The sequence below is a fragment of the Actinacidiphila oryziradicis genome, from assembly GCF_005047355.1.
GTDB classification, from domain to species: domain Bacteria; phylum Actinomycetota; class Actinomycetes; order Streptomycetales; family Streptomycetaceae; genus Actinacidiphila; species Actinacidiphila oryziradicis.
On sequence record NZ_SUMC01000008.1, the window covers coordinates 141846 to 161808 of the forward strand.

At 68.1% G+C, this 19963-nt stretch carries 14 protein-coding genes; 10 read left to right on the top strand and 4 right to left on the bottom strand.

What is annotated here, in order from left to right; all coding sequences use genetic code 11:
* Positions 1-113: 113 nt before the first annotated feature.
* Positions 114-1640, bottom strand: a complete 1527-nt coding sequence (locus FCI23_RS11605) for a glycosyltransferase family 87 protein (RefSeq protein WP_136723419.1) — start codon at positions 1638-1640, stop codon at positions 114-116.
* Between the two features lie 190 nt (positions 1641-1830).
* Positions 1831-4488 (bottom strand): transglycosylase domain-containing protein, encoded by a 2658-nt coding sequence (locus FCI23_RS11610; protein WP_136723420.1) that lies wholly within the window; start codon positions 4486-4488, stop codon positions 1831-1833.
* A gap of 360 nt (positions 4489-4848) precedes the next feature.
* On the opposite strand from FCI23_RS11610, the gene FCI23_RS11615 reads away from it, so the two are divergent.
* The 3 genes from FCI23_RS11615 to FCI23_RS11625 all read left to right on the top strand — a co-directional run bounded on the left by FCI23_RS11615 (position 4849) and on the right by FCI23_RS11625 (position 8009).
* Positions 4849-5511 carry a PadR family transcriptional regulator gene (locus FCI23_RS11615; RefSeq protein WP_136723421.1) on the top strand — a complete coding sequence of 221 codons (663 nt, stop codon included), beginning with the start codon at positions 4849-4851 and terminating at the stop codon, positions 5509-5511.
* Between the two features lie 32 nt (positions 5512-5543).
* Positions 5544-6626: an inositol-3-phosphate synthase gene (locus FCI23_RS11620; protein WP_136723422.1), complete on the top strand. Its 1083-nt coding sequence runs from the start codon at positions 5544-5546 to the stop codon at positions 6624-6626.
* A gap of 96 nt (positions 6627-6722) precedes the next feature.
* Positions 6723-8009 (top strand): MFS transporter, encoded by a 1287-nt coding sequence (locus FCI23_RS11625; RefSeq protein ID WP_136723423.1) that lies wholly within the window; start codon positions 6723-6725, stop codon positions 8007-8009.
* A gap of 126 nt (positions 8010-8135) precedes the next feature.
* Here the strand turns inward: FCI23_RS11625 and FCI23_RS11630 are convergent, their stop codons facing one another.
* Entirely contained in the window at positions 8136-9551 is a 1416-nt protein-coding gene (locus FCI23_RS11630; protein WP_136723424.1) for a CCA tRNA nucleotidyltransferase, read from the bottom strand.
* 195 nt (positions 9552-9746) lie between these two features.
* Here FCI23_RS11630 and FCI23_RS11635 point away from each other — a divergent pair, with 195 nt between their 5' ends.
* The 7 genes from FCI23_RS11635 (at position 9747) to trxA (ending at position 19194) form a co-directional block, all read left to right on the top strand.
* The gene (locus tag FCI23_RS11635) at positions 9747-12101 is read left to right on the top strand and encodes a DUF6049 family protein (protein WP_407645947.1); all 2355 of its coding nucleotides are present in this window, start codon (positions 9747-9749) and stop codon (positions 12099-12101) included.
* Between the two features lie 36 nt (positions 12102-12137).
* On the top strand, positions 12138-14228 hold the full coding sequence (murJ, locus tag FCI23_RS11640; RefSeq protein ID WP_136723425.1) for a murein biosynthesis integral membrane protein MurJ: 2091 nt from the start codon (positions 12138-12140) through the stop codon (positions 14226-14228).
* A gap of 117 nt (positions 14229-14345) precedes the next feature.
* Entirely contained in the window at positions 14346-16088 is a 1743-nt protein-coding gene (locus FCI23_RS11645; RefSeq protein ID WP_136723426.1) for a protein kinase family protein, read from the top strand.
* Positions 16089-16108: 20 nt separating this feature from the next.
* Complete coding sequence (gene sigM, locus FCI23_RS11650) at positions 16109-16801, top strand: RNA polymerase sigma factor SigM (RefSeq protein WP_136723427.1); 693 nt, start codon at positions 16109-16111, stop codon at positions 16799-16801.
* Positions 16798-17679, top strand: a complete 882-nt coding sequence (locus FCI23_RS11655; RefSeq protein WP_136723428.1) for an anti-sigma factor — start codon at positions 16798-16800, stop codon at positions 17677-17679. The genes sigM and FCI23_RS11655 overlap by 4 nt, the downstream gene beginning before the upstream one ends.
* 129 nt (positions 17680-17808) lie before the next feature.
* A complete protein-coding gene (gene trxB / locus FCI23_RS11660; RefSeq protein ID WP_136723429.1) occupies positions 17809-18789 on the top strand; it encodes a thioredoxin-disulfide reductase in 981 nt (326 codons plus the stop codon).
* A 75-nt stretch (positions 18790-18864) separates the two neighbouring features.
* Positions 18865-19194 carry a thioredoxin gene (gene trxA / locus FCI23_RS11665; protein ID WP_136723430.1) on the top strand — a complete coding sequence of 110 codons (330 nt, stop codon included), beginning with the start codon at positions 18865-18867 and terminating at the stop codon, positions 19192-19194.
* 90 nt (positions 19195-19284) lie between these two features.
* Here trxA and FCI23_RS11670 read toward each other — a convergent pair whose 3' ends face one another.
* Positions 19285-19902: a GNAT family N-acetyltransferase gene (locus FCI23_RS11670; RefSeq protein WP_136723431.1), complete on the bottom strand. Its 618-nt coding sequence runs from the start codon at positions 19900-19902 to the stop codon at positions 19285-19287.
* Between the last annotated feature and the right edge of the window lie 61 nt (positions 19903-19963).

Genomic DNA, 19963 nt, shown 5'->3' on the forward strand with positions numbered 1-19963 from the left:
ACGAACATTCCAGCCCGTCAGACTATTTTCATCCCATAGCGGTTAAATATGCGGTTTCACTGGCGCTCGGGCTTTATCTGACATATGCACTCCGAATATTCCGTCCCGACCGCTCAGGCCGGTTCGCGTTCCTCCCCTGCCGCCGGCCCAGTGCCCCACTGCGCCCGCGTAGCGTCGCCGTACCGCGCAGGCGCGGCATGTGACCCGTGCCCGCGCCCCAGGACGAATACGTCCTCCGCCCCGTCCAGCACCCCGCCCGAGGGGTCGTCGGAGCCGTCCCAGCGGACGGGGTCGCGGTCCGGGAAGAGCGCGTCCCGTACGACGACGGCACACAGGTAGGCCGTACCGAGCAGGTGGACCCCGATGGCCATGTGGTAGCCGTCCAGCGGGAGCCCCTTGTCGTTGCCGCCCGTCGTGAGGGCCAGGTACATCCATATCCCGAGGAAGTACATGACCTCGGCGGCCTGCCAGATGAGGAAGTCCCGCCATTTCGGCCGGGCCAGGGCCGCCAGGGGGATGAGCCACAGCACGTACTGCGGGGAGTAGACCTTGTTCGTCAGGATGAAGGCCGCGATCACCAGGAACGCGAGCTGAGCGAATCGCGGCCGCCGTGGCGCGTACAGCGCGAGCGCCGCGATGCCGGCGCAGAGCAGAAGCATGACCGCGGTCGCATAGGAGTTCGCGCCGGCGAGGGTCGTGCCGGTGCGCTGGGAGATGATGAGCCAGATCGAGCCGTAGTCGACGCCCCGCTCCTGGCTGAAGCTGTAGAACTTGATCCAGCCGGGCCAGGCCAGCAGCATCACCGGCAGGTTCACCACCAGCCAGGCGGCCGCCGCCCCGAAGAGGGCGCTGCGCCAAGCTCGGAGGCGCCCGGCGCGCAGGCAGAGCAGCAGGAGCGGTCCGAGAAGCAGTACGGGGTAGAGCTTGGCGGCGGTGGCCAGCCCGATGAGGATGCCCGCCGCGAGCGGACGGCTCCGGGACCAGAGCATCATGCCGAGCGCGGTGAGGGCGACCGCGAAGAGGTCCCAGTTGATGGTCGAGGTCAGCGCGAAGGCGGGCGAGAGGGCGACGAGGAGCGCGTCCCAGGGGCGGCGGCGGTTGGTGCGGGCGACCGCGACGGCGATGACGGCGGTGCAGACGAGGAGCAGGCCGGCGTTGACCAGCCAGTAGTTCTGCTCCTGGTTCTGGATGGAGCCGCTGTGCGGGGTGAACCAGGAGGCGACCTGCATGAAGAGGCCGGTGAGGACCGGGTACTCCAGGTAGCTCATGCCGCCGGACACCGAGTCCGGGATGCGGTCGAAGTAGGGGTGAAGGCTGGTGGAGAAGCCGCGCCCGTAGTAGAGGTGCGGGATGTCGGAATAGCAGGCCTTCGCATACTGCGTATTCGCGCCGAAGAACCAGCCGCTCTTGTAGCACGGCACCTTCTGCACCATGCCCAGCGCGAACATCCCGATCGCGACGCTGACGATCACCCGCAGCGGGTTCCACCACGAGTGCCCGCCGGCCAGGCTCGCCCTGCGGCCCAGCGGGCCGCCGATCAGCTCGCTACCGGCCTCAGCGACCGGATCCTCGGCCGTCGGCGCCACTGGGGCTCCGACCGCCTGTGCCTCACGGTGGTCGTCTTCGCGCACGCTCGTCATGGGCGACATCCTGCCGTACGTAGCTGAGTGAGGGGCTGCCGTGGGCCGAACTCCGTGGATCGGCGACACGCTCCGCCCTTGAAGCTCGGCGCCCGGCCCACCCCGATCGTATTTTCCGGACCCGTTGAACGGGAACGGCCGCGGAGGGCTGGTGCCCTCCGCGGCCGCGGTGAGATGCGGTGTGCGGTAGCTAGCCGCCGGTCCCGCCGTTACCGAAACCTCTGGTTTTGGTGGCGGTGGGGCTTGCGGTGCTTGTTGTCGGGGTGGGCGCGGTGGTGGTGCCGCCGCCGGAGCAGGTGAAGTCCAACGGGGCGCAGGTCTGGGACTGCGTCGGTGTCGGGGAAGCAGACACGGTCGGCGGCGTCGTGGACGGTGTCCCGGACGGAGATGCCGATGCCGACGCGGTCGCGCTCGCGGTCGCACTCGCGCTGGGGGTCGGGCTGGCTGCGCCGCCGCCGTAGACCACGGTGCCGAGCTTGCCGGGGGCGGGGAAGCTCTCCGCCGGCGTGCTCTTCAGGGCCTCGGCCATGTAGTCGTGCCAGATCTCGGCCGGGAACGAGGCGCCGTGGATCTTCTCCTGGTTGCCGGTACCGAACATGGACTGGAACGCGTTGGTGATGACCTGGCCGTTCTTGTCCTTGTGGACCTGGTCGTCCTTGCGCCACATGCCGATGGCGGTGGACAGCTGCGGGGTGTAGCCGACGAACCAGGCCGACCGGTTTCCGTCGGTGGTGCCCGTCTTACCGGCCACCTGGCGGCCCGGGAGCTTGGCGGTGGTACCGGTGCCCTTGTCGACCACGTTCTTCAGCACGTCGGTGACATTGCTCGCCACGGCGGAGGAGAAGGCCGTCTTGGGCTTGGCCGTGTGCGTGTAGACCGTCACACCGCTGTGCTCAACCTTGGTGACCGAGTACGGGTCGTTCTGCTGGCCACCATTGTCGAAGGTGCCGTATGCGGCGGCCATGCGGATCGCGCTCGGGTCGGAGGTGCCGATGGAGAACGACGGGACGCTGGAGCTGGCAAGGCTGGTCTTGAGCAGACCTGCATTGAGCGCGGCCTCCTCCACCTTGCCCGTGCCGACGTCCATGCCGAGCTGGACGTAGGGGGCGTTCAGCGAATCCTGCATTGCCGTGCGGAGGGTGACGTAGGTGCCGGGGGGCGTCTCACCGCCGTCGTTCGTCTGGAGCCACTCCTTGCCGTCCTTGTCCGTCCAGACGGTGCCGTCGTAGTTCTTGATCTTCAGCTTGTTCTTGGCGTTGTAGATGCTGTTCTGGGAGACGATCGTCCGCTGCGACCCCGGCTGGCCGTAGTCCGGCTGATTCGGCCCACCGCTGGGGTCCATCTTGCCGTAGGTCATCGCGGCGGCCAGGACGAAGGGCTTGAAGGTCGAGCCGACCTGCACACCGGTCTGGTCGGCGTTGCTGATGAAGTGCTTCGTCCAGTCGGTGCCGCCGTAGATCGCGACGATCGAGCCGTCCTTGGGGCTCACCGAGGCACCGCCGAACTGGACGTACTTGTCCGTTTTCGGGCGCAGCTTCGGGTTGATGTTGGCCTTCTGGACCTTTTTGACGGTCGCCTCGAGCTCGTTCACCTTCGTCTTGTCGAAGGTGGTGTAGATCTGGTAACCGCCCTTCGCCAGGTCGTCGGCGGTGATGCCCTTGGTGTTGTTGTTGACGAAGTACGCCTTGGCGAGGTCGACCAGGTAGCCGGTCTGGCCGGCCAGCTCGACGTTCTTCTTGGGCGCCAGCGGCATCGGGTACTTGGTGTACTTGGCCCGTTCGGTCGCTGTCATATTGCCGTCGATGACCTCACGGTCGAGGACGTACTTCCAACGGGCCTCGGACCGTGCGGTGTTGGCCGCAGCGGTGGCGGCCGGGTCGATGTCGGTGTTCCCGGCCGGGTCGTAGTACGTCGCGCCCTTGAGGAGTGCCGCGAGGACGGCGCACTGGCTCGGGTTGAGCTTGTTGGCGTCGATGCCGTAGTACTGCTGGGCCGCCGCCTGGATGCCCGACGCGCCGCGTCCGAAGTAGGAGGTGTTCAGGTAGTTGGCAAGAATCTCGTTCTTGTCAAGCTTCGTTCCGACCTTTATGGAGATGAAGAGCTCTTTGAACTTACGGGTGATCGTCTGGTCCTGGGAGAGCATGGCGTTCTTCACGTACTGCTGGGTGATGGTCGAACCACCCTGTGTTGCCCCGCCCTTGGCCATGTTGAACAGGGCACGGGCGATACCCATCGGGTCGACGCCGGAGTCCGTCCTGAAGGTCTTGTTCTCGGCGGAGATGACCGCGTTCTGCATCGCGACCGGGATTTTGTCGATCGTGATGATCTGGCGGTTCACCTCGCCGCCGGTGGCGACCATGCGGGAGCCGTCCGCCCAGTAGTAGACGTTGTTCTGCGCCTGCGAGGCTTCGTTCGGGTTCGGCACGGCCACCATGGCGTAGCCGACGCCGGCGACAGTGACCAAGCTGCCGAAGAACCCGATGCAGAGCCCCGTGACGAGCTTCCACGAGGGCATCCAGCGGCGCCAGCCGTCCTTGCCCCAGCGGGGGTAGTCGATGAAGCGCTTCTTGGGCGGCTGCCCGCCGCCACGGCCGCCGCCACGCCCGCCGGAGCTGTTCGCACGCCGGCTGCCGCCCTGGGCGGCGCGTCTGGCTGCGGCGCGGCCCCCGTGCGTCGGCGGGGCGGCCGCCTCAGGAGCGTCGGAGCCATGGGAATGGGGCACCCTGGGCGCTGCCCGCCGGGCGTCGCGCGGCGGGGGCTGCTGGGGTTGCTGGGGCGCGCCGCGCCGGGCGGCTGCGCGGCCGCCGCCGCCCGGCGACTGCGGCGGCTTGCGACGGTGCTCGCTCATGAACAGCTAACTCCTAGGACAGACGGCATCGCCTGTAGACGGCAATGGACTACTGGTCCCCCCGAGTTGCGGCCGTTTCCCCTTTGGCCGGACCGCACCACGGACAAGGACGCTCACTCGCGCCCATCGGTTCCCAGTGCTCTGCATGGCGAACAGAGTACGCAGGGTCAAATCACGCGGTCCGCAGAGGTTCGCCATATATCGGGCGGTTGACGACTCATAGGTTTCGCAATGTGACGTCGGTCACGGCAGGCCGCCTTGCCGGAGTGAGTGGGGCGTTCTATCGTCGTGATGTATCGGGCCGATACATCAGGTCGACATATGAGGCGGAGAGGACCGGAATGGAGGAGGATCACGGGCATGAGCAAGCGCTCCGGCATCCTCGAATTCGCGGTCCTCGGGCTGCTGCGCGAGTCCCCGATGCACGGTTACGAGCTGCGCAAGCGGCTCAACACGTCACTCGGCATCTTCCGCGCGTTCAGCTACGGCAGCCTCTACCCCTGCCTCAAGACACTGGTGGTCCAGGGCTATCTGGTCGAGGAGACCGGTCCGGAGCCCGATCCGCTCACCGTGCCGCTGGCCGGCCGGCGGGCGAAGATCGTCTACCGGCTGACAGCCGCGGGCAAGGAGCACTTCGAGGAGCTGCTCGCCCACTCCGGCCCGGACGCGTGGGAGGACGAGCACTTCGCGGCTCGCTTCGCCTTCTTCGGCCAGACATCCCGGGATGTACGGATGCGGGTGCTGGAAGGGCGACGTAGCCGCCTTGAGGAGCGCCTGGAGCGGATGCGGGCCTCTCTGGCCCGTACCCGGGAAAGACTCGACGACTACACGCTGGAACTCCAGCGGCATGGCATGGAGTCGGTGGAACGCGAGGTCCGGTGGCTGAACGAGCTGATCGAGACCGAGCGGGCCGGGCGGCCGGGCGGTACCAAGCCCCAGCCGGCGCCCGGCGGATCCGATGAGCGGGACAACCAACAGCAAAGCGGCGGTGAACCCGGACCTCGGGTGACCCGTGACGATTAACGATTAAGACGAGTACACAGGGAGCAACCGGAATGGGTTCGGTTCGCGTAGCCATCGTTGGCGTAGGCAACTGCGCAGCGTCGCTGGTGCAGGGTGTCGAGTACTACAAGGACGCCGATCCGAACGGCCGCGTGCCCGGCCTCATGCACGTGCAGTTCGGCGACTACCACGTGCGGGACGTCGAGTTCGTGGCCGCTTTCGATGTGGACGCGAAGAAGGTCGGCCTCGACCTCGCGGACGCCATCGGTGCCAGCGAGAACAACACCATCAAGATCTGCGATGTGCCGCAGTCCGGTGTGACCGTGCAGCGCGGCCACACCCTGGACGGCCTGGGCAAGTACTACCGCCTGACCATTGAGGAGTCGGCCGAGGAGCCGGTGGACATCGTCCAGATCCTCAAGGACCGCCAGGTCGACGTGCTGGTCTGCTATCTGCCGGTCGGCTCCGAGGACGCCGCGAAGTTCTACGCGCAGGCCGCGATCGACGCGAAGGTCGCCTTCGTCAACGCGCTGCCGGTCTTCATCGCCGGCACCAAGGAGTGGGCGGACAAGTTCACCGCGGCGGGTGTGCCGATCGTCGGGGACGACATCAAGTCGCAGGTCGGCGCGACGATCACGCACCGCGTGCTGACCAAGCTCTTCGAGGACCGCGGTGTGCTCGTCGAGCGCACCATGCAGCTGAACGTCGGCGGCAACATGGACTTCAAGAACATGCTCGAACGTGACCGTCTGGAGTCCAAGAAGATCTCCAAGACGCAGGCCGTCACCTCCCAGATCCCGGACCGCGACCTGGGCGCCAAGAACGTCCACATCGGCCCGTCGGACTACGTGCAGTGGCTGGATGACCGCAAGTGGGCCTACGTCCGCCTGGAGGGCCGCGCATTCGGTGACGTCCCGCTGAACCTGGAGTACAAGCTCGAGGTCTGGGACTCCCCGAACTCCGCGGGTGTCATCATCGACGCAGTGCGCGCCGCGAAGATCGCCAAGGACCGCGGTATCGGCGGCCCGATCCTGTCGGCGTCCTCGTACTTCATGAAGTCCCCGCCGGTGCAGTACTTCGACGACGAGGCGCGAGACAACGTGGAGAAGTTCATCCGCGGCGAGGTCGAGCGCTGAGCCGGACACGTTGAGGGCTGAGCCGGACGCGGTGTCACCACAGAGGTCCCCGGGCAATGTGCCCGGGGACCTCCGTGGTGTGTGAAGGTAGACGGCATGCCCGTTGTCCGCGATCTCCGCGTGCTGCTGCGGTTGCGCGATTTCCGCCGGCTGCTCGCGGTGCGGTTGCTGTCCCAGCTCTCCGACGGCGTCTTCCAGGTGGCGCTGGCCACGTATGTCGTCTTCTCACCGGAGAAGGAGACCTCACCGGCCGCGATCGCCTCCGCAATGGCGGTGCTGCTGCTGCCGTATTCGCTGCTCGGTCCCTTTACAGGGGTGTTGCTGGACGGGTGGCGGCGGCGCCAGGTGCTGCTGTACTGCAATCTGCTGCGGGCGGTGCTGTCCGTGGGCACGGCGCTGCTGATGCTGGCGCGGGTGCCCGACTGGCTCTTCTACCTCTCCGCGCTGTCGGTGACGGCGGTGAACCGCTTCGTCCTTGCGGGGCTGTCGGCCGCACTGCCCCGCGTGGTGGACGGCGAGCGGCTGGTCATGGCCAACTCGCTGTCACCGACGGCGGGCACGCTCGCGGCGACCGCAGGCGGCGGCCTGGCGTTCCTGGTCCATCTGGCCATGCCGGAGGGGCGCGGGTCCGACGCGGTTGTCGTTGTGGTCGGCGCCGTCGGCTACCTCTGCGCGGGGCTGTCGGCGCTGCCGATGCCACGCGACCTGCTGGGCCCTGCCCCGTCGTTCATCCAGCCGCGCTTCGGCGCGGCACTGGGCAGCACCATCCACGGCCTGGCCTCCGGGATCCGGCATCTGCACGAAAGGCCGCTCGCCTCAAGGGCGTTGGCAGCGATGACGGCCATGCGCTTCTGCTACGGGGCGCTTACCGTCACCGTACTGATGCTCTGCCGGTACGCCTGGTCGGGCGGGCTCGGACTGCTGGGAATCGCTGTCGCGGTATCGGGGGCGGGGTTCTTCCTGGCGGCGGTCATCACCCCATGGGCCACCAGCCGCTTCGGCACCCAGGGGTGGATCACGGTGTGCGCCGCGTTCGCGGCGGTGCTGGTGCCCGGCCTGAGCCTGTCCTTCGAACCGGCACCGGTGATGGCCGCCGCCTTTGTCCTCGGTGTCGCCACACAGGGGGCGAAGATCGCCACCGACACCGTGGTCCAGTCGTCCGTCGACGACGCCTACCGCGGCCGCGTCTTCTCTCTCTACGACGTCCTCTTCAATGTCGCCTTCGTCGGCGCGGCCGCCGTCGCGGCACTGATACTGCCCGCCGACGGCCGTTCGGTGCCGCTGATGCTCGGCGTGAGTGTTCTCTACGCGTTGGTGGCCATGGGTCTCGCCTCGGTCACACGTGCCCCTGACGGCTGGTTCCACACCACGGGGCGCCGCTGACGCGACCCCCGCAGGACCTGAAGCAGAACCGGCCGGTGCCGTGTTTCACGTGAAACACAGCACCGGCCCACACCTCCCGGGGGGATGTTTCACGTGAAACATCCCCCCGGGAGGCAACGCAGAGCCCTATGACTGCTGCGCCCACCACTCCTTGAGCGCCGAGACCGCCTCGTCCTCCTCCAGCGGCCCGTTCTCCAACCGCAGCTCCAGGAGGTACTGGTACGCCTTACCGATCAGCGGCCCCGGCCCGACACCCAGGATCTGCATGATCTGATTGCCGTCCAGGTCCGGACGGATCCCGTCGAGCTCCTCCTTCTCCTTCAGCTCGGCGATTCGCGCCTCCAGCCCGTCGTACGTACGTGACAGAGCCGACGCCTTGCGCTTGTTCCGCGTCGTGCAGTCGGAGCGGGTGAGCTTGTGCAGCCGCTCCAGGAGCGGACCCGCATCGCGCACGTACCGGCGCACCGCCGAGTCGGTCCACTCACCATTGCCGTATCCGTGGAAGCGCAGATGCAGCTCGACGAGACGGGCGACATCCCGGATGAGGTCGTTGGGGTATTTGAGCTTGGTCATCCTGGACTTGGTCATCTTCGCGCCGACCACTTCGTGGTGGTGGAAGGAGACCCGCCCGTCGGGCTCGAAACGCCGCGTGCGGGGCTTGCCGATGTCGTGCAGCAGAGCCGCCAGCCGCAACACCAGGTCCGGGCCCTCCGTCTCCAGCTCGATGGCCTGCTCCAGCACGGTCAGGGTGTGCTCATAGACGTCCTTGTGCCGGTGGTGCTCGTCCCGCTCCAGCCGCAGCGCGGAGAGCTCGAGCAGCACCCGGTCCGCGAGCCCGGTGTCGACCAGCAGTCTCAGGCCCTTGCGCGGGTGGTCGGAGAGGATCAGCTTGTTCAGTTCGTCGCGCACCCGCTCTGCCGAGACGATCTCGATCCGGTCCGCCATCGCCGTCATCGCGGCGACGACCTCCGGCGCCACCTCGAAGTCCAGCTGCGCCGCGAAGCGCGCCGCCCGCATCATCCGCAGCGGGTCGTCGGAGAACGACTCCTGCGGAGTGCCCGGGGTGCGCAGCACACGCCGTGCGAGATCGTCGAGGCCGCCGTACGGATCGACGAACTCGACGGCGGGCAGTGCCACGGCCATCGCGTTGACGGTGAAATCGCGGCGTACGAGGTCTTCCTCGATGGTGTCGCCGTAGGCGACCTCCGGTTTACGGGAGGTCCTGTCGTACGCCTCCGAGCGGTACGTGGTGACCTCGACCTGGTAGCCGTCCTTGCGGCCGCCGACCGTGCCGAAGGCGATGCCGACCTCCCAGACCGCGTCCGCCCACGGCCGCAGGATCTTCAGCACCTGCTCGGGACGGGCGTCCGTCGTGAAGTCGAGGTCATTGCCGAGCCGTCCGAGCAATGTGTCGCGGACCGAGCCTCCGACGAGGGCAAGCCGGAATCCGGCGTCCTGGAAGCGGCGGCCTAGGTCTTCGGCCACCGGCGAGACCGGGTGGACGGCCGGCAGGGGCAAGGGGGCGTGGTTGGCATTCGGCACAACAGAAAAGGGTACGTGGCCGGGCGGCCCCCGGCTCACAGGTTTCCGGTGAAGCCACGGCGCACCGGCGGCCGTACTCCGTCGATCTTGGAGTGCGGTCCGCAGCACTTCGGCTCAGCGAGCATCGTTACCATGCCAGGACACACGTCAGGACGAGTGACGGCGGAACGACTGACAACGAGGGACGGCCAGCGCGTGGGCGAGGCGGCACAGCACCCGGGCACATCTCCGGCTCGGGGGGTCCCGGGGGATGCCCTCCGGAAGAACGCAGCACGACGGCTGCGACGAGCAGCCGCATTTCTCGCCGGAGGAGCGCTCCTCGGCGGCCTCCTCCAGGTCCATACGGCCCCCGCAGCGTACGCGGCCACCAACAACGGTTCACGGACCGCCGAGGTGGCGGTGGACTCCCTGACCCCGGCCGTCCCCACCAAGGGCGGCACGATCACCGTGAGCGGTACCGTCACCAACGACGGATCCCAGACCATCACCGGAGCCCACATCGGCCTGCGAATGGCCCCCGGCGGCCCGCTGAGCAGCCGCAGCGCGATGAGCGCGGCCGCCTCCCGTACTGGTTTCAGCACCACCGCCGACGGCTACGAGCTCACCGGACACCAAGCCGCCGTCAAGGACATCCCGGCAGGCATCAGCCTCCCGTTCAGCCTCAAGGTCCCGGTGAGCGACCTAGGTCTCGGCAACGACGGCGTCTACCAGCTCGGCGTCTCACTCACCGGCCTGATCCGCAGCACCGGCTACGAGCAGATCCTCGGCATCCAGCGGACCTTCCTGCCCTGGTACCAAGCAGGCGGCACCAAGAAGACCCAGCTGACATTCCTGTGGCCGCTCATCGACCGGCCCCATCTCGCCGTCCGCAGCGGCACCGACGACCAGCAGAGCCCGATCTTCCTCGACGACAGCCTCGCCCAGGAGCTCGCCCCCGGCGGCCGGCTGCGGCAGCTGCTGGACCTCGGCAAGGATCTCCCCGTCACCTGGGTGATCGATCCCGACCTGCTCGCGACCGTCGACGCGATGACGAAGAAGTACCAGGTCGCCGGAGACGGCGGAGACCTCGTCCACACCACTTCGGGCACCGGAACCGCCGACGCCAACCAGTGGCTGAGCGACCTCAAGGGCGCCCTCACGGGGCAGAAGGTCATGGCCCTGCCCTTTGCCGACCCGGACATCGCCTCGATCGCGCACAGCGGCAAGGAGGTGCCCGGTACCCTCGCGCACCTCAAGAGCGCCACCGACCTGGCGACCACCACCGTCGAGAGCATCCTCGGCACCACCCCGGAAACCGATGCCGCCTGGCCCGTCGAAGGCGCTGTTGACCCGTCCGTCGTCGCCGTCGCCACCTCCGCCGGCGCAGACAAGGTCATCGCCCGCAGCGACAGCCTGAGCGAGAGCGGATCACTGGACTACACGCCCAGCGCCGCCCGGCCCATCGGCGGCGGCACCACAGCGGTGGTGGCCGACTCGGCGCTCTCCAAGACGTTCCGGGGGGACATGCTCAGTGCCAGGAAGGAAACCCTCGCGGTCCAGAAGTTCATCTCCCAGACCCTGCTGATCACCGAGCAGGCGCCGAAGAAACAGCGCAGCATCGTCGTCGCCCCGCAGCGCATGCCCACCGGCTCCCAGGCCCAGGCCATGGCCGAGGCCATCAGTACCGTGACGCAGAGCGGCTGGGCCCAGGCAGCCACCTTCACCGCCGCCGCCAAGGCCACCCCGGACCCGGGAGCCAACCGCAAGGTCCCGGGCAGCGGCTCCTACCCGAAGAGCCTGCGTAAGCAGGAGCTGGACACCGACGCCTTCCGGCAGATCCAGGCCACGCAGAGCGCCCTCAACGGATTCCGGGTGATCCTCAGCCACCCGGACCGGGTGGACACCCCCTTCACCAACGCGTTGCTGCGCTCGATGTCCACCCAGTGGCGTGGCAGCAAAGCCGGCGCCAAGACATTCCGTGACGCCACCGGCGACTATCTCAACGAGCTCAAGGGGCTCGTCCATATCCTCAGCAAGTCCGGGACGCTCACCCTCTCCGGCCGCAGCGCAACCATCCCCGTCACTGTGAAGAACGAGCTCGGCCAGGCCGTCAGCGGCCTGGAGCTGCGGCTCACCTCCAGCCAGAGCAACAGCCTGACCGTCGGCAACCCGCAGCAGGTCACCGTCGGCGGCGGCCACACCAAGTCGCTGAAGTTCGGCGCCACCGCCCGCCGGAACGGCCTCACCAGCATCACCGCGCAGCTCTACACCACGGACGGCGCCCGCTACGGGAATGCCATGACATTCAAGGTGTACGTCACCTCCATCACGTCAACTGTGATGCTGGTGATCGCCGTTGGCCTGCTGCTGCTCGTGCTGGCCGGCGTACGGATGTACCACCAGCGCAAGCGGAAGGCGGCGGCAACGGCCGAGGAGACGAATGGTGACGGCGGCGACGGCAACGGCGACAATGGCAACGGTCCGGACCCCGAGCAGCCGGGTGACCCGGCCCCTGACACCTCCCCGGAAAGCCTCGAGCCATCCGCGACGGGTGAGAAGGTGGACTCTTAACAAAGATAGTCTGCGGCCAATCAATAAGGTGGGGCAGTGACCAACGCGCCGTACGACGGTGAACGCAATTGGGCAGCGGAGGACCAGTTTCCGCCACAGCCCGAGCAGCGCCCCGCCGCGCCCGACCCGTATCTGCAGGACACCTACGCCCACGATCCGCACCGCCAGCAGGATCCGACGGAGCAGGACCCGGTCGGTGAGGCCCTCTACGACCGCGCCGCGCACCCCCCGCCCGCGCCATACGCCCAGCCCTACACACAGCCTTACGCCCAGCCCTACCAGGGCTACCCGCAGTACGGGCAGCAGCAGCAGTACGTCGGTCTGGACGAGCTCGTCAGCCACGCCTCGGCACAGGAGCAGCCCGGCCAGGACCCGTACGAGCATCTCTTCCGCGACCAGCAGCCACAGCAGCCGGCCGCCTACGCTCCTGCCGACCCCGGGCCCGAGCCGGAAGAGCCTGTGCCGGCCGCGGCCGTCCCCTCAGCCCGCTCAGGCGGCCGCGCGACCAGCCTGCTGAAGTCCAGCGCGGTGATGGCAGCCGGCACGATCGTCTCCCGGGCGACCGGCTTCGGCCGCAATCTCTTCGTCGCGGCGGCGATCGGCATCGGCACCCTCAACGACAGCTACCAGGTCGCCAACGTCCTGCCAACGATGATCTACATCCTGGTCGGCGGCGGCGCCCTGAACGCTGTCTTCATCCCACAGCTCGTTCGCGCGATGAAGAACGACGAGGACGGCGGCGAGGCCTACGCCAACCGGCTGCTCACCCTCGTCGTCGTGCTCCTGGCAGGCGTCACCACCGTCACGGTGCTGGCCGCGCCACTGCTCATCAGGATGATGTCCGGGGAGACCGACCCGGTGTCACAGGACGTCGCGGTCACCTTCGCCCGCTACTGCCTGCCCACCATGTTCTTCATGGGCGTCCATGTCGTGCTCGGCCAGATCCTCAACGCCCGCGGCAGGTTCGGCGCGATGATGTGGACCCCGGTCCTCAACAACATCGTCATCATGGCCACCTTCGGCGCCTTCATCTGGGTCTACGGCACCGCCCACGCCTCCGGCATCAGCACCTCGACGGTCACCCCCGAGGGTCTGCGGCTGCTCGGCATCGGCACCCTGCTCGGCCTGACCGTGCAGGCGCTCGCGATGATCCCGTACCTGCGCGAGACGGGCTTCCGGCTGCGACCACGCTTCGACTGGCGCGGCCACGGCCTCGGCCACGCGGCCAAGCTCGCCAAGTGGACGTTCTTCTTCGTCCTCGCCAACCAGCTGGGCATGATCGTCGTCACCAACCTCGCCACCTGGGCCGGCAGCATCGCGTACAAGCAGGGCCACCAGGGCACCGGCATCACCGCCTACAACTACGCCCTGCAGCTCTGGCAGATGCCCCAGGCCATCATCACCGTCTCCGTGATGACCGCGGTCCTCCCCCGGATCTCCCGCGCCGCCGCCGACGGCGACTCGGCAGCTGTCCGCGACGACCTCTCCTACGGCCTGCGCACCTCCGCCGTGGCGATCGTGCCCGCCGCCTTCGCGTTCCTCGCGCTCGGCATCCCGCTGTCCACCCTGATGTACGCCAGCTCGGGTGAAGCCGGTGCCCGGAACATCGGCTTCACCCTGATGGCTTTCGCCCTCGGGCTCATCCCGTACTCGGTGTGCTACGTCGTGCTGCGCGGGTTCTACGCCTACGAAGACACCCGCACCCCCTTCTACAACACCGTGATCGTCGCCCTCGTCAACGCGGCGGCATCGGCCGCCTGCTTCGTTGCGCTTCCGGCCCGATGGGCTGTCACGGGTATGGCCGCGTCCTACGGTTTGGCGTACGTCGTCGGTGTCGGGGTAGCCGTCAAGCGACTCCGTAAGCGGCTGGGCGGCGACCTCGATGGCAAGCGGATTGTACGGACGTACACCCGCCTCATTGGGGCGAGCATCCCAGCCGCCCTTGTCGGCGGTACGGTCGCTTACGGCGTAACCCACTCCCTGGGGTACGGAGCGTCCGGCTCGCTGCTCGCGGTGATGGCCGGCGGACTGGCCCTCCTGGGTGTGTTTTTCGTGGCCGCGAAGCGAATGCGAATCGAGGAAATGACGGCAATGGTGGGAATGGTTCGCGGACGACTAGGTCGTTGACCGGACGCTTGCAACCATCCCGGACCGCCGCGTGTCGTGCATAGCGGCGGACTGTTGGCACAATTGTCCTTGGCTGTGTTGTCAGACCTTGCAACGGATGGGGAGGCAGGAACGACCGTGGCGGAACGGAGCACGGCTGCCGTCGGAGTGGCCAATGAGAGTGGCGAACCGCCGCTCACCGCCAAGGCGGACAGTGCCACGGCCGACGATGCGATGACGGAACTGATCGAAACGCAGGACCCGGAGCAGACCCTCGCCGAGGAGACCACATCGCGCAAGGACGCGGAGCCGGAAAACCCCGAGCCGCCCGAGCTCCACAGCGGCCATATGCTCGCCAGGCGCTACCGCCTGGAGGAGTGCCTCACCCGCCTCGACGGTTTCAGCAGCTGGAGAGCGGTCGATGAGAAGCTCCGCCGCGCCGTCGGTATCCACATCCTCCCGGCCGACCACCCCCGCGCCCGGCCTGTGCTCGCCGCCGCCCGCTCGGCAGCGCTGCTGGGCGACCCGCGCTTCGTCCAGGTCCTCGACGCCGTCGAGGAGAACGACCTCGTCTACGTCATCCACGAATGGCTGCCGGACGCCACCGATCTGACAGCCATCCTCGCCGGGGGGCCGCTGGACGCCCACGACGCCTACCAGATGGTCAGCCAGGTCTCCCAAGGCATGGCAGCCGCCCACCGCGAAGGCCTCTCACACCTGCGGCTCAACCCCGACTGCGTGCTGCGCACCGAGGCCGGCCAGTACCGTATCCGCGGCCTCGCGGTCGCCGCCGCCCTGCGCGGCGTCCAGTCCGAGAGCCCACAGCGCGACGACACCGAAGCGATCGGCGCCCTCCTCTACGCGTCGCTCACCAAGCGCTGGCCCTACCCCGAGGACGAGTTCGGCCTCACCGGCCTCCCCAAGGACATCGGCCTCGTCGCCCCGGGCCAGGTGCGTGCCGGGGTCCACCGCGGCCTCTCCGAGCTCGCCATGCGCGCCCTCGTCAACGACGGCGCCACCGCCTCCCGTGAACTCCAGCCCTGCACCACCCCGGAGGAGCTCGCCAAGGCGGTCGCGGCGATCCCCAAGATCCGCCCTCCCGAGCCCACTCTCCCCCCCTTCCACCGCACCACCTACCAACAGGGCGCCTACCGCCAGCCCGCCGCACACTTCCAGTCCACCTCCGTCCTCGGCTCCACCCCGCCCCCGGCCCTCCCTGGCCGCACCGGCAAGGCACTCAAGTGGGCCGTCTCCGCCCTCCTGATCGCCGCCCTGGGGCTGGGCAGCTGGCAGCTGGCGAACACCCTGATGCACGGTGACAACACGCCCAAGTCCACCGGCACCGGCACCGGCACGTCCCAGAAGGCCGGGAACGGCAATACGGGCGGCTCCGGCAAGGCCACACTGAAGACACTGCCGATCAACGACGGTGCCGAGTACGCCCCCTACGGCGGTGCCCAGCACCCGGACGAGGTCAAGCTGACCTACGACAAGGACTCGTCCACATACTGGCGCAGCAAGAGCTTCACCGGCGGCCCGGTACTGGCTCCCTACAAACAAGGTGTCGGCATCGTCTATGATCTCGGCTCCAAGCAGAAGGTCAGCTCCGCCTCAATAGGGCTTCTGTACAGCGGCAACCACACCACGGTCGAGTTGTACGCAGCCGACTCCCTGACTTCCGACGTGAAGCCGACTGATCTGAAGAAGCTGGCCACTGTCACCACCAATGGCACGAGTGCGAAGCTCACCGTCCAGAACACAGTCGAGACGCGCTACGTCGTCGTGTGGCTCACCGCCATGCCCCAGTCACCGGCGGACAACTACAGCGGCGCCGGCTACAAGCAGGCCATCACCGACGTGATCTTCAAGGGCGCGTCGTAGGCCCCGCCGAGAGGGGGACCGTGGCAAACGCAAGCGTGGGTGGGGAGGTCAGCGACAGCGACCTCCTCGCCCGCCATGTCGCGGGGGACCCGGACGCCTTCGCTGAAATCGTCCGGCGCCACCGCGACAGGCTGTGGGCGGTGGCCCTGCGTACCCTCGGGGACCGGGAAGAGGCCGCGGACGCCGTCCAGGACGCCCTGGTCTCCGCGTTCCGGTCCGCGCACACCTTCCGGGGCCAGTCGGCCGTCACCACCTGGCTGCACCGCATAACCGTGAACGCATGCCTGGACCGGGCCCGCAAGGCCGCTTCCCGGCGGACAGCCTCCGTCGTGGACGAAAAGCACTTCGAAGAGCTGCTCGAACCCCATGAGTCCGCCGCCGCGCCCGCCGAGCGCGGGGAACTCCATCGCGAACTCCTCCGGGCGCTCGCCACCCTCCCCCCCGAGCAGCGCGCCGCCCTCGTTCTGGTGGACATGCAGGGCTACCCCGTCGCAGAAGTCGCCGCTGTCCTGGGTGTGCCGACCGGCACGGTGAAGAGCAGATGCGCGCGGGGGAGAGCCCGTCTGCTCCCACTCCTCACTCATCTGCGCTCAGACACCATGGGCAGCGGGGATCCCACACGGGGAAGGAACCGGTCGGAGGAGACATCCGTCCCAGAGACGGAAGCGGGGAACAGCCAGGACGCTATGAAGGGCGGAGGTGGACAACAGTGACTCCCACTACAGGGACGGACGAGCACCCCGAAGTCGCCGAGATCTCGGCCCTCACCGAAGGAATCCTGCCACCCGACCGCTCCGCCGATGTGCGCGGTCATCTCGACGGCTGCGGCCCGTGTGCCGATGTGCGCACCTCCCTGGACGAAATCCGGGGCCTGCTCGGTACCCTCCCCGGCCCGCCGCGGATGCCCGCTGACATCGCGGGCCGGATCGACGCTGCCATCGCAGCCGAGGCGTTGCTGGACTCGACATCGTCCGACCCGGCTCGACCCGCTTCGGCCCCGCCCGCTGTTTCACGTGAAACAGCGGCTGAGGCGGCCCCGGGGAGCGTTTCACGTGAAACAGCCCCCTCGCCGGGCCGCCCCGGTGGCCACGCGCCCGCCACCACCGGTCCCGGTCGCGCCCGCCCACGACGCCGCTGGGGCAAACGGCTGCTCGTCACCGCCTCAGTGGCTGCGGCGCTCGGCCTGGGTGGTGTGCTCGTCAGCTCCCTGAGCACAGGCAATAACGCCACCAGCGGCGCCTCCAAGAGCATTGCGGGCGCCGGGACCAAGGCCGCCACGGACGACCTGGAAGCACGTGTGCACAGCCTTCTCGCGGGGGCGACCCTCACTCCTGAGCTGAGCCCCGATCTGGGTGCCAAGGAAACCGGCAGGACATCCGGCTCCGTCCCGTCCTGCGTCCTGCTGGCCACCAAGCGAGCTGACGCCCCGCTCGCCACCGGGCGCGACACCTACAAGGGCAAGAGTTCCTACCTCGTCGTCCTCTCCCACCCCGGCGATGCCACCCAGGTTGACGCATTCGTCGTGGACGCTTCCTGCACCAACTCTCCGGGCACAGTTCTGCAGCACGTCACCTACCCCCGCCAGCCGTAGCAGCGGCGGGGAATGCCGGGCCCGTAGGATCCGTTAGCGGGATACCGGTCTTTCCGGGGAGACAGCCCCCGGACCCCCGGCGTCCCTCGAGGGCCCAAGCAGAACACGGCAGAGACGAGGAAGACACCCGTGAGCGACGTACGCAACGTCATCATCATCGGATCGGGGCCAGCGGGCTACACAGCCGCGCTCTATACCGCGCGTGCTTCGCTGAAGCCGCTGGCCTTCGAAGGCGCGGTCACCGCCGGCGGCGCGCTGATGAACACCACCGACGTGGAAAACTTCCCGGGCTTCCGTGAGGGCATCATGGGTCCCGACCTGATGGACAACATGCGCGCCCAGGCCGAGCGCTTCGGCGCCGAGCTGATCCCGGACGATGTCATCGAGGTCGACCTCACGGGCGACATCAAGAAGGTCACCGACTCCGCGGGCACCGTACACAAGGCCAAGGCCGTCATCGTCGCCACCGGCTCCCAGCACCGCAAGCTCGGGTTGCCGCGCGAGGACGAGCTCTCCGGCCGGGGCGTCTCCTGGTGTGCGACCTGCGACGGCTTCTTCTTCAAAAACCACGACATCGCCGTCATCGGCGGCGGCGACACGGCCCTGGAGGAGGCGACCTTCCTCTCCCGCTTCGCCAAGTCCGTGACCGTCGTCCACCGCCGTGACAGCCTGCGCGCCTCCAAGGCGATGCAGGAGCGGGCGTTCGCCGACCCGAAGATCAAGTTCGTGTGGAACAGCGAGGTCGCCGAGATCCACGGCGACAACAAGCTCTCCAGCCTGACGCTGCGTTCCACCAAAACCGGCGAGACCTCCGAACTCCCGGTGACCGGCCTGTTCATCGCGATCGGCCACGACCCGCGCACCGAGCTGTTCAAGGACGAGCTGGACCTGGACGACGAGGGCTACCTCAGGGTCGACGCTCCCAGCACCCGCACCAACGTCACCGGCGTCTTCGCCGCCGGCGACGTGGTCGACCACACCTACCGCCAGGCGATCACCGCCGCCGGCACCGGCTGCTCCGCCGCCCTGGACGCCGAACGCTACCTCTCGGCCCTGGGCGACGCCGAGAAGGCAGTCACCCAGCCGGAGCAGGCAGCCATCGCCGTTTGACGGCTGCCTGTCCGCACACCATCCGCACACCAGCAGTCAGAACCCGTTTCCGTACGCAATCATGAGGAGAAAACCGTGGCCGGCAACACCAAGCCCGTGACCGATGAGACCTTCACCGCCGAGGTCCTCAACAGCGACAAGCCCGTGCTGGTCGACTTCTGGGCCGAGTGGTGCGGCCCCTGCCGCCAGATCGCCCCGTCACTGGAGGCGATCGCGGCCGAGCACGCCGACCAGATCACCATCGTCAAGCTGAACATCGACGAGAACCCGGTCACCGCCGCCAAGTACGGCGTGATGTCCATCCCCACCCTCAACGTCTACAAGGGCGGCGAGGTCGTGAAGACCATCGTCGGTGCCAAGCCCAAGGCCGCCATCGAGCGTGACCTCGCCGACTTCATCGGCTGAGCACAGCACCGGCTGAGCGGACTGGACACAGACGCAGAGCGGGCCCGTTCCTCCTCGGAGCGGGTCCGCTCTCTGCTCACGACCAGGTCGCTACAGCGGCCGCAGCGCCGGTTCCTTCTGAACAGCCCCGAGCAATCGGTCGATCGCCATCTCGACGTCCTCCTTCCAGGAGATCGTCGTACGCAACTCCAGCCTCAGCCGGGGGAAGCGCGGATGCTGACGTACCGTCTTGAAGCCCACCGCGAGCAGGTGATCCGCAGGCAGGATGCAGCCGGGCTCCTCCCACTTGGCGTCGCCGAAGGCCTCTATCGCCCTGACGCCACGCCGCACCAGGTCCTTCGCGACGGTCTGCACCAGCACCCGGCCGATACCCTGCCCCTGGTATCCCGGCATGATGCGGGCCGTCATCAGCTGAACGGCGTCCGGGGACACCGGGCTGGTGGGGAAGGCGATGGAGCGCGGTACGTAGGCTGGAGGGGCGTAGAGCACAAACCCGGCAGGTACGTCGTCCACGTACACGACGCGCCCGCAGGAGCCCCATTCCAGGAGTACCGCAGAGATCCAGGCCTCTTTCTCCAGCTCCGGCTTTCCAGCCTGGGTGGCCGCCTCTCCGCTTACCGGGTCGAGCTCCCAGAAAACGCACGACCGGCAGCGTTTGGGGAGGTCAGGAAGGTTGTCCAGCGTGAGCGGAACGAGCCGACGCCCCATGTGGTCAGACCCTCGTTTCTGTCGTGCACCCAACTGCCGACGAAGCCACCCACCGCCCCCA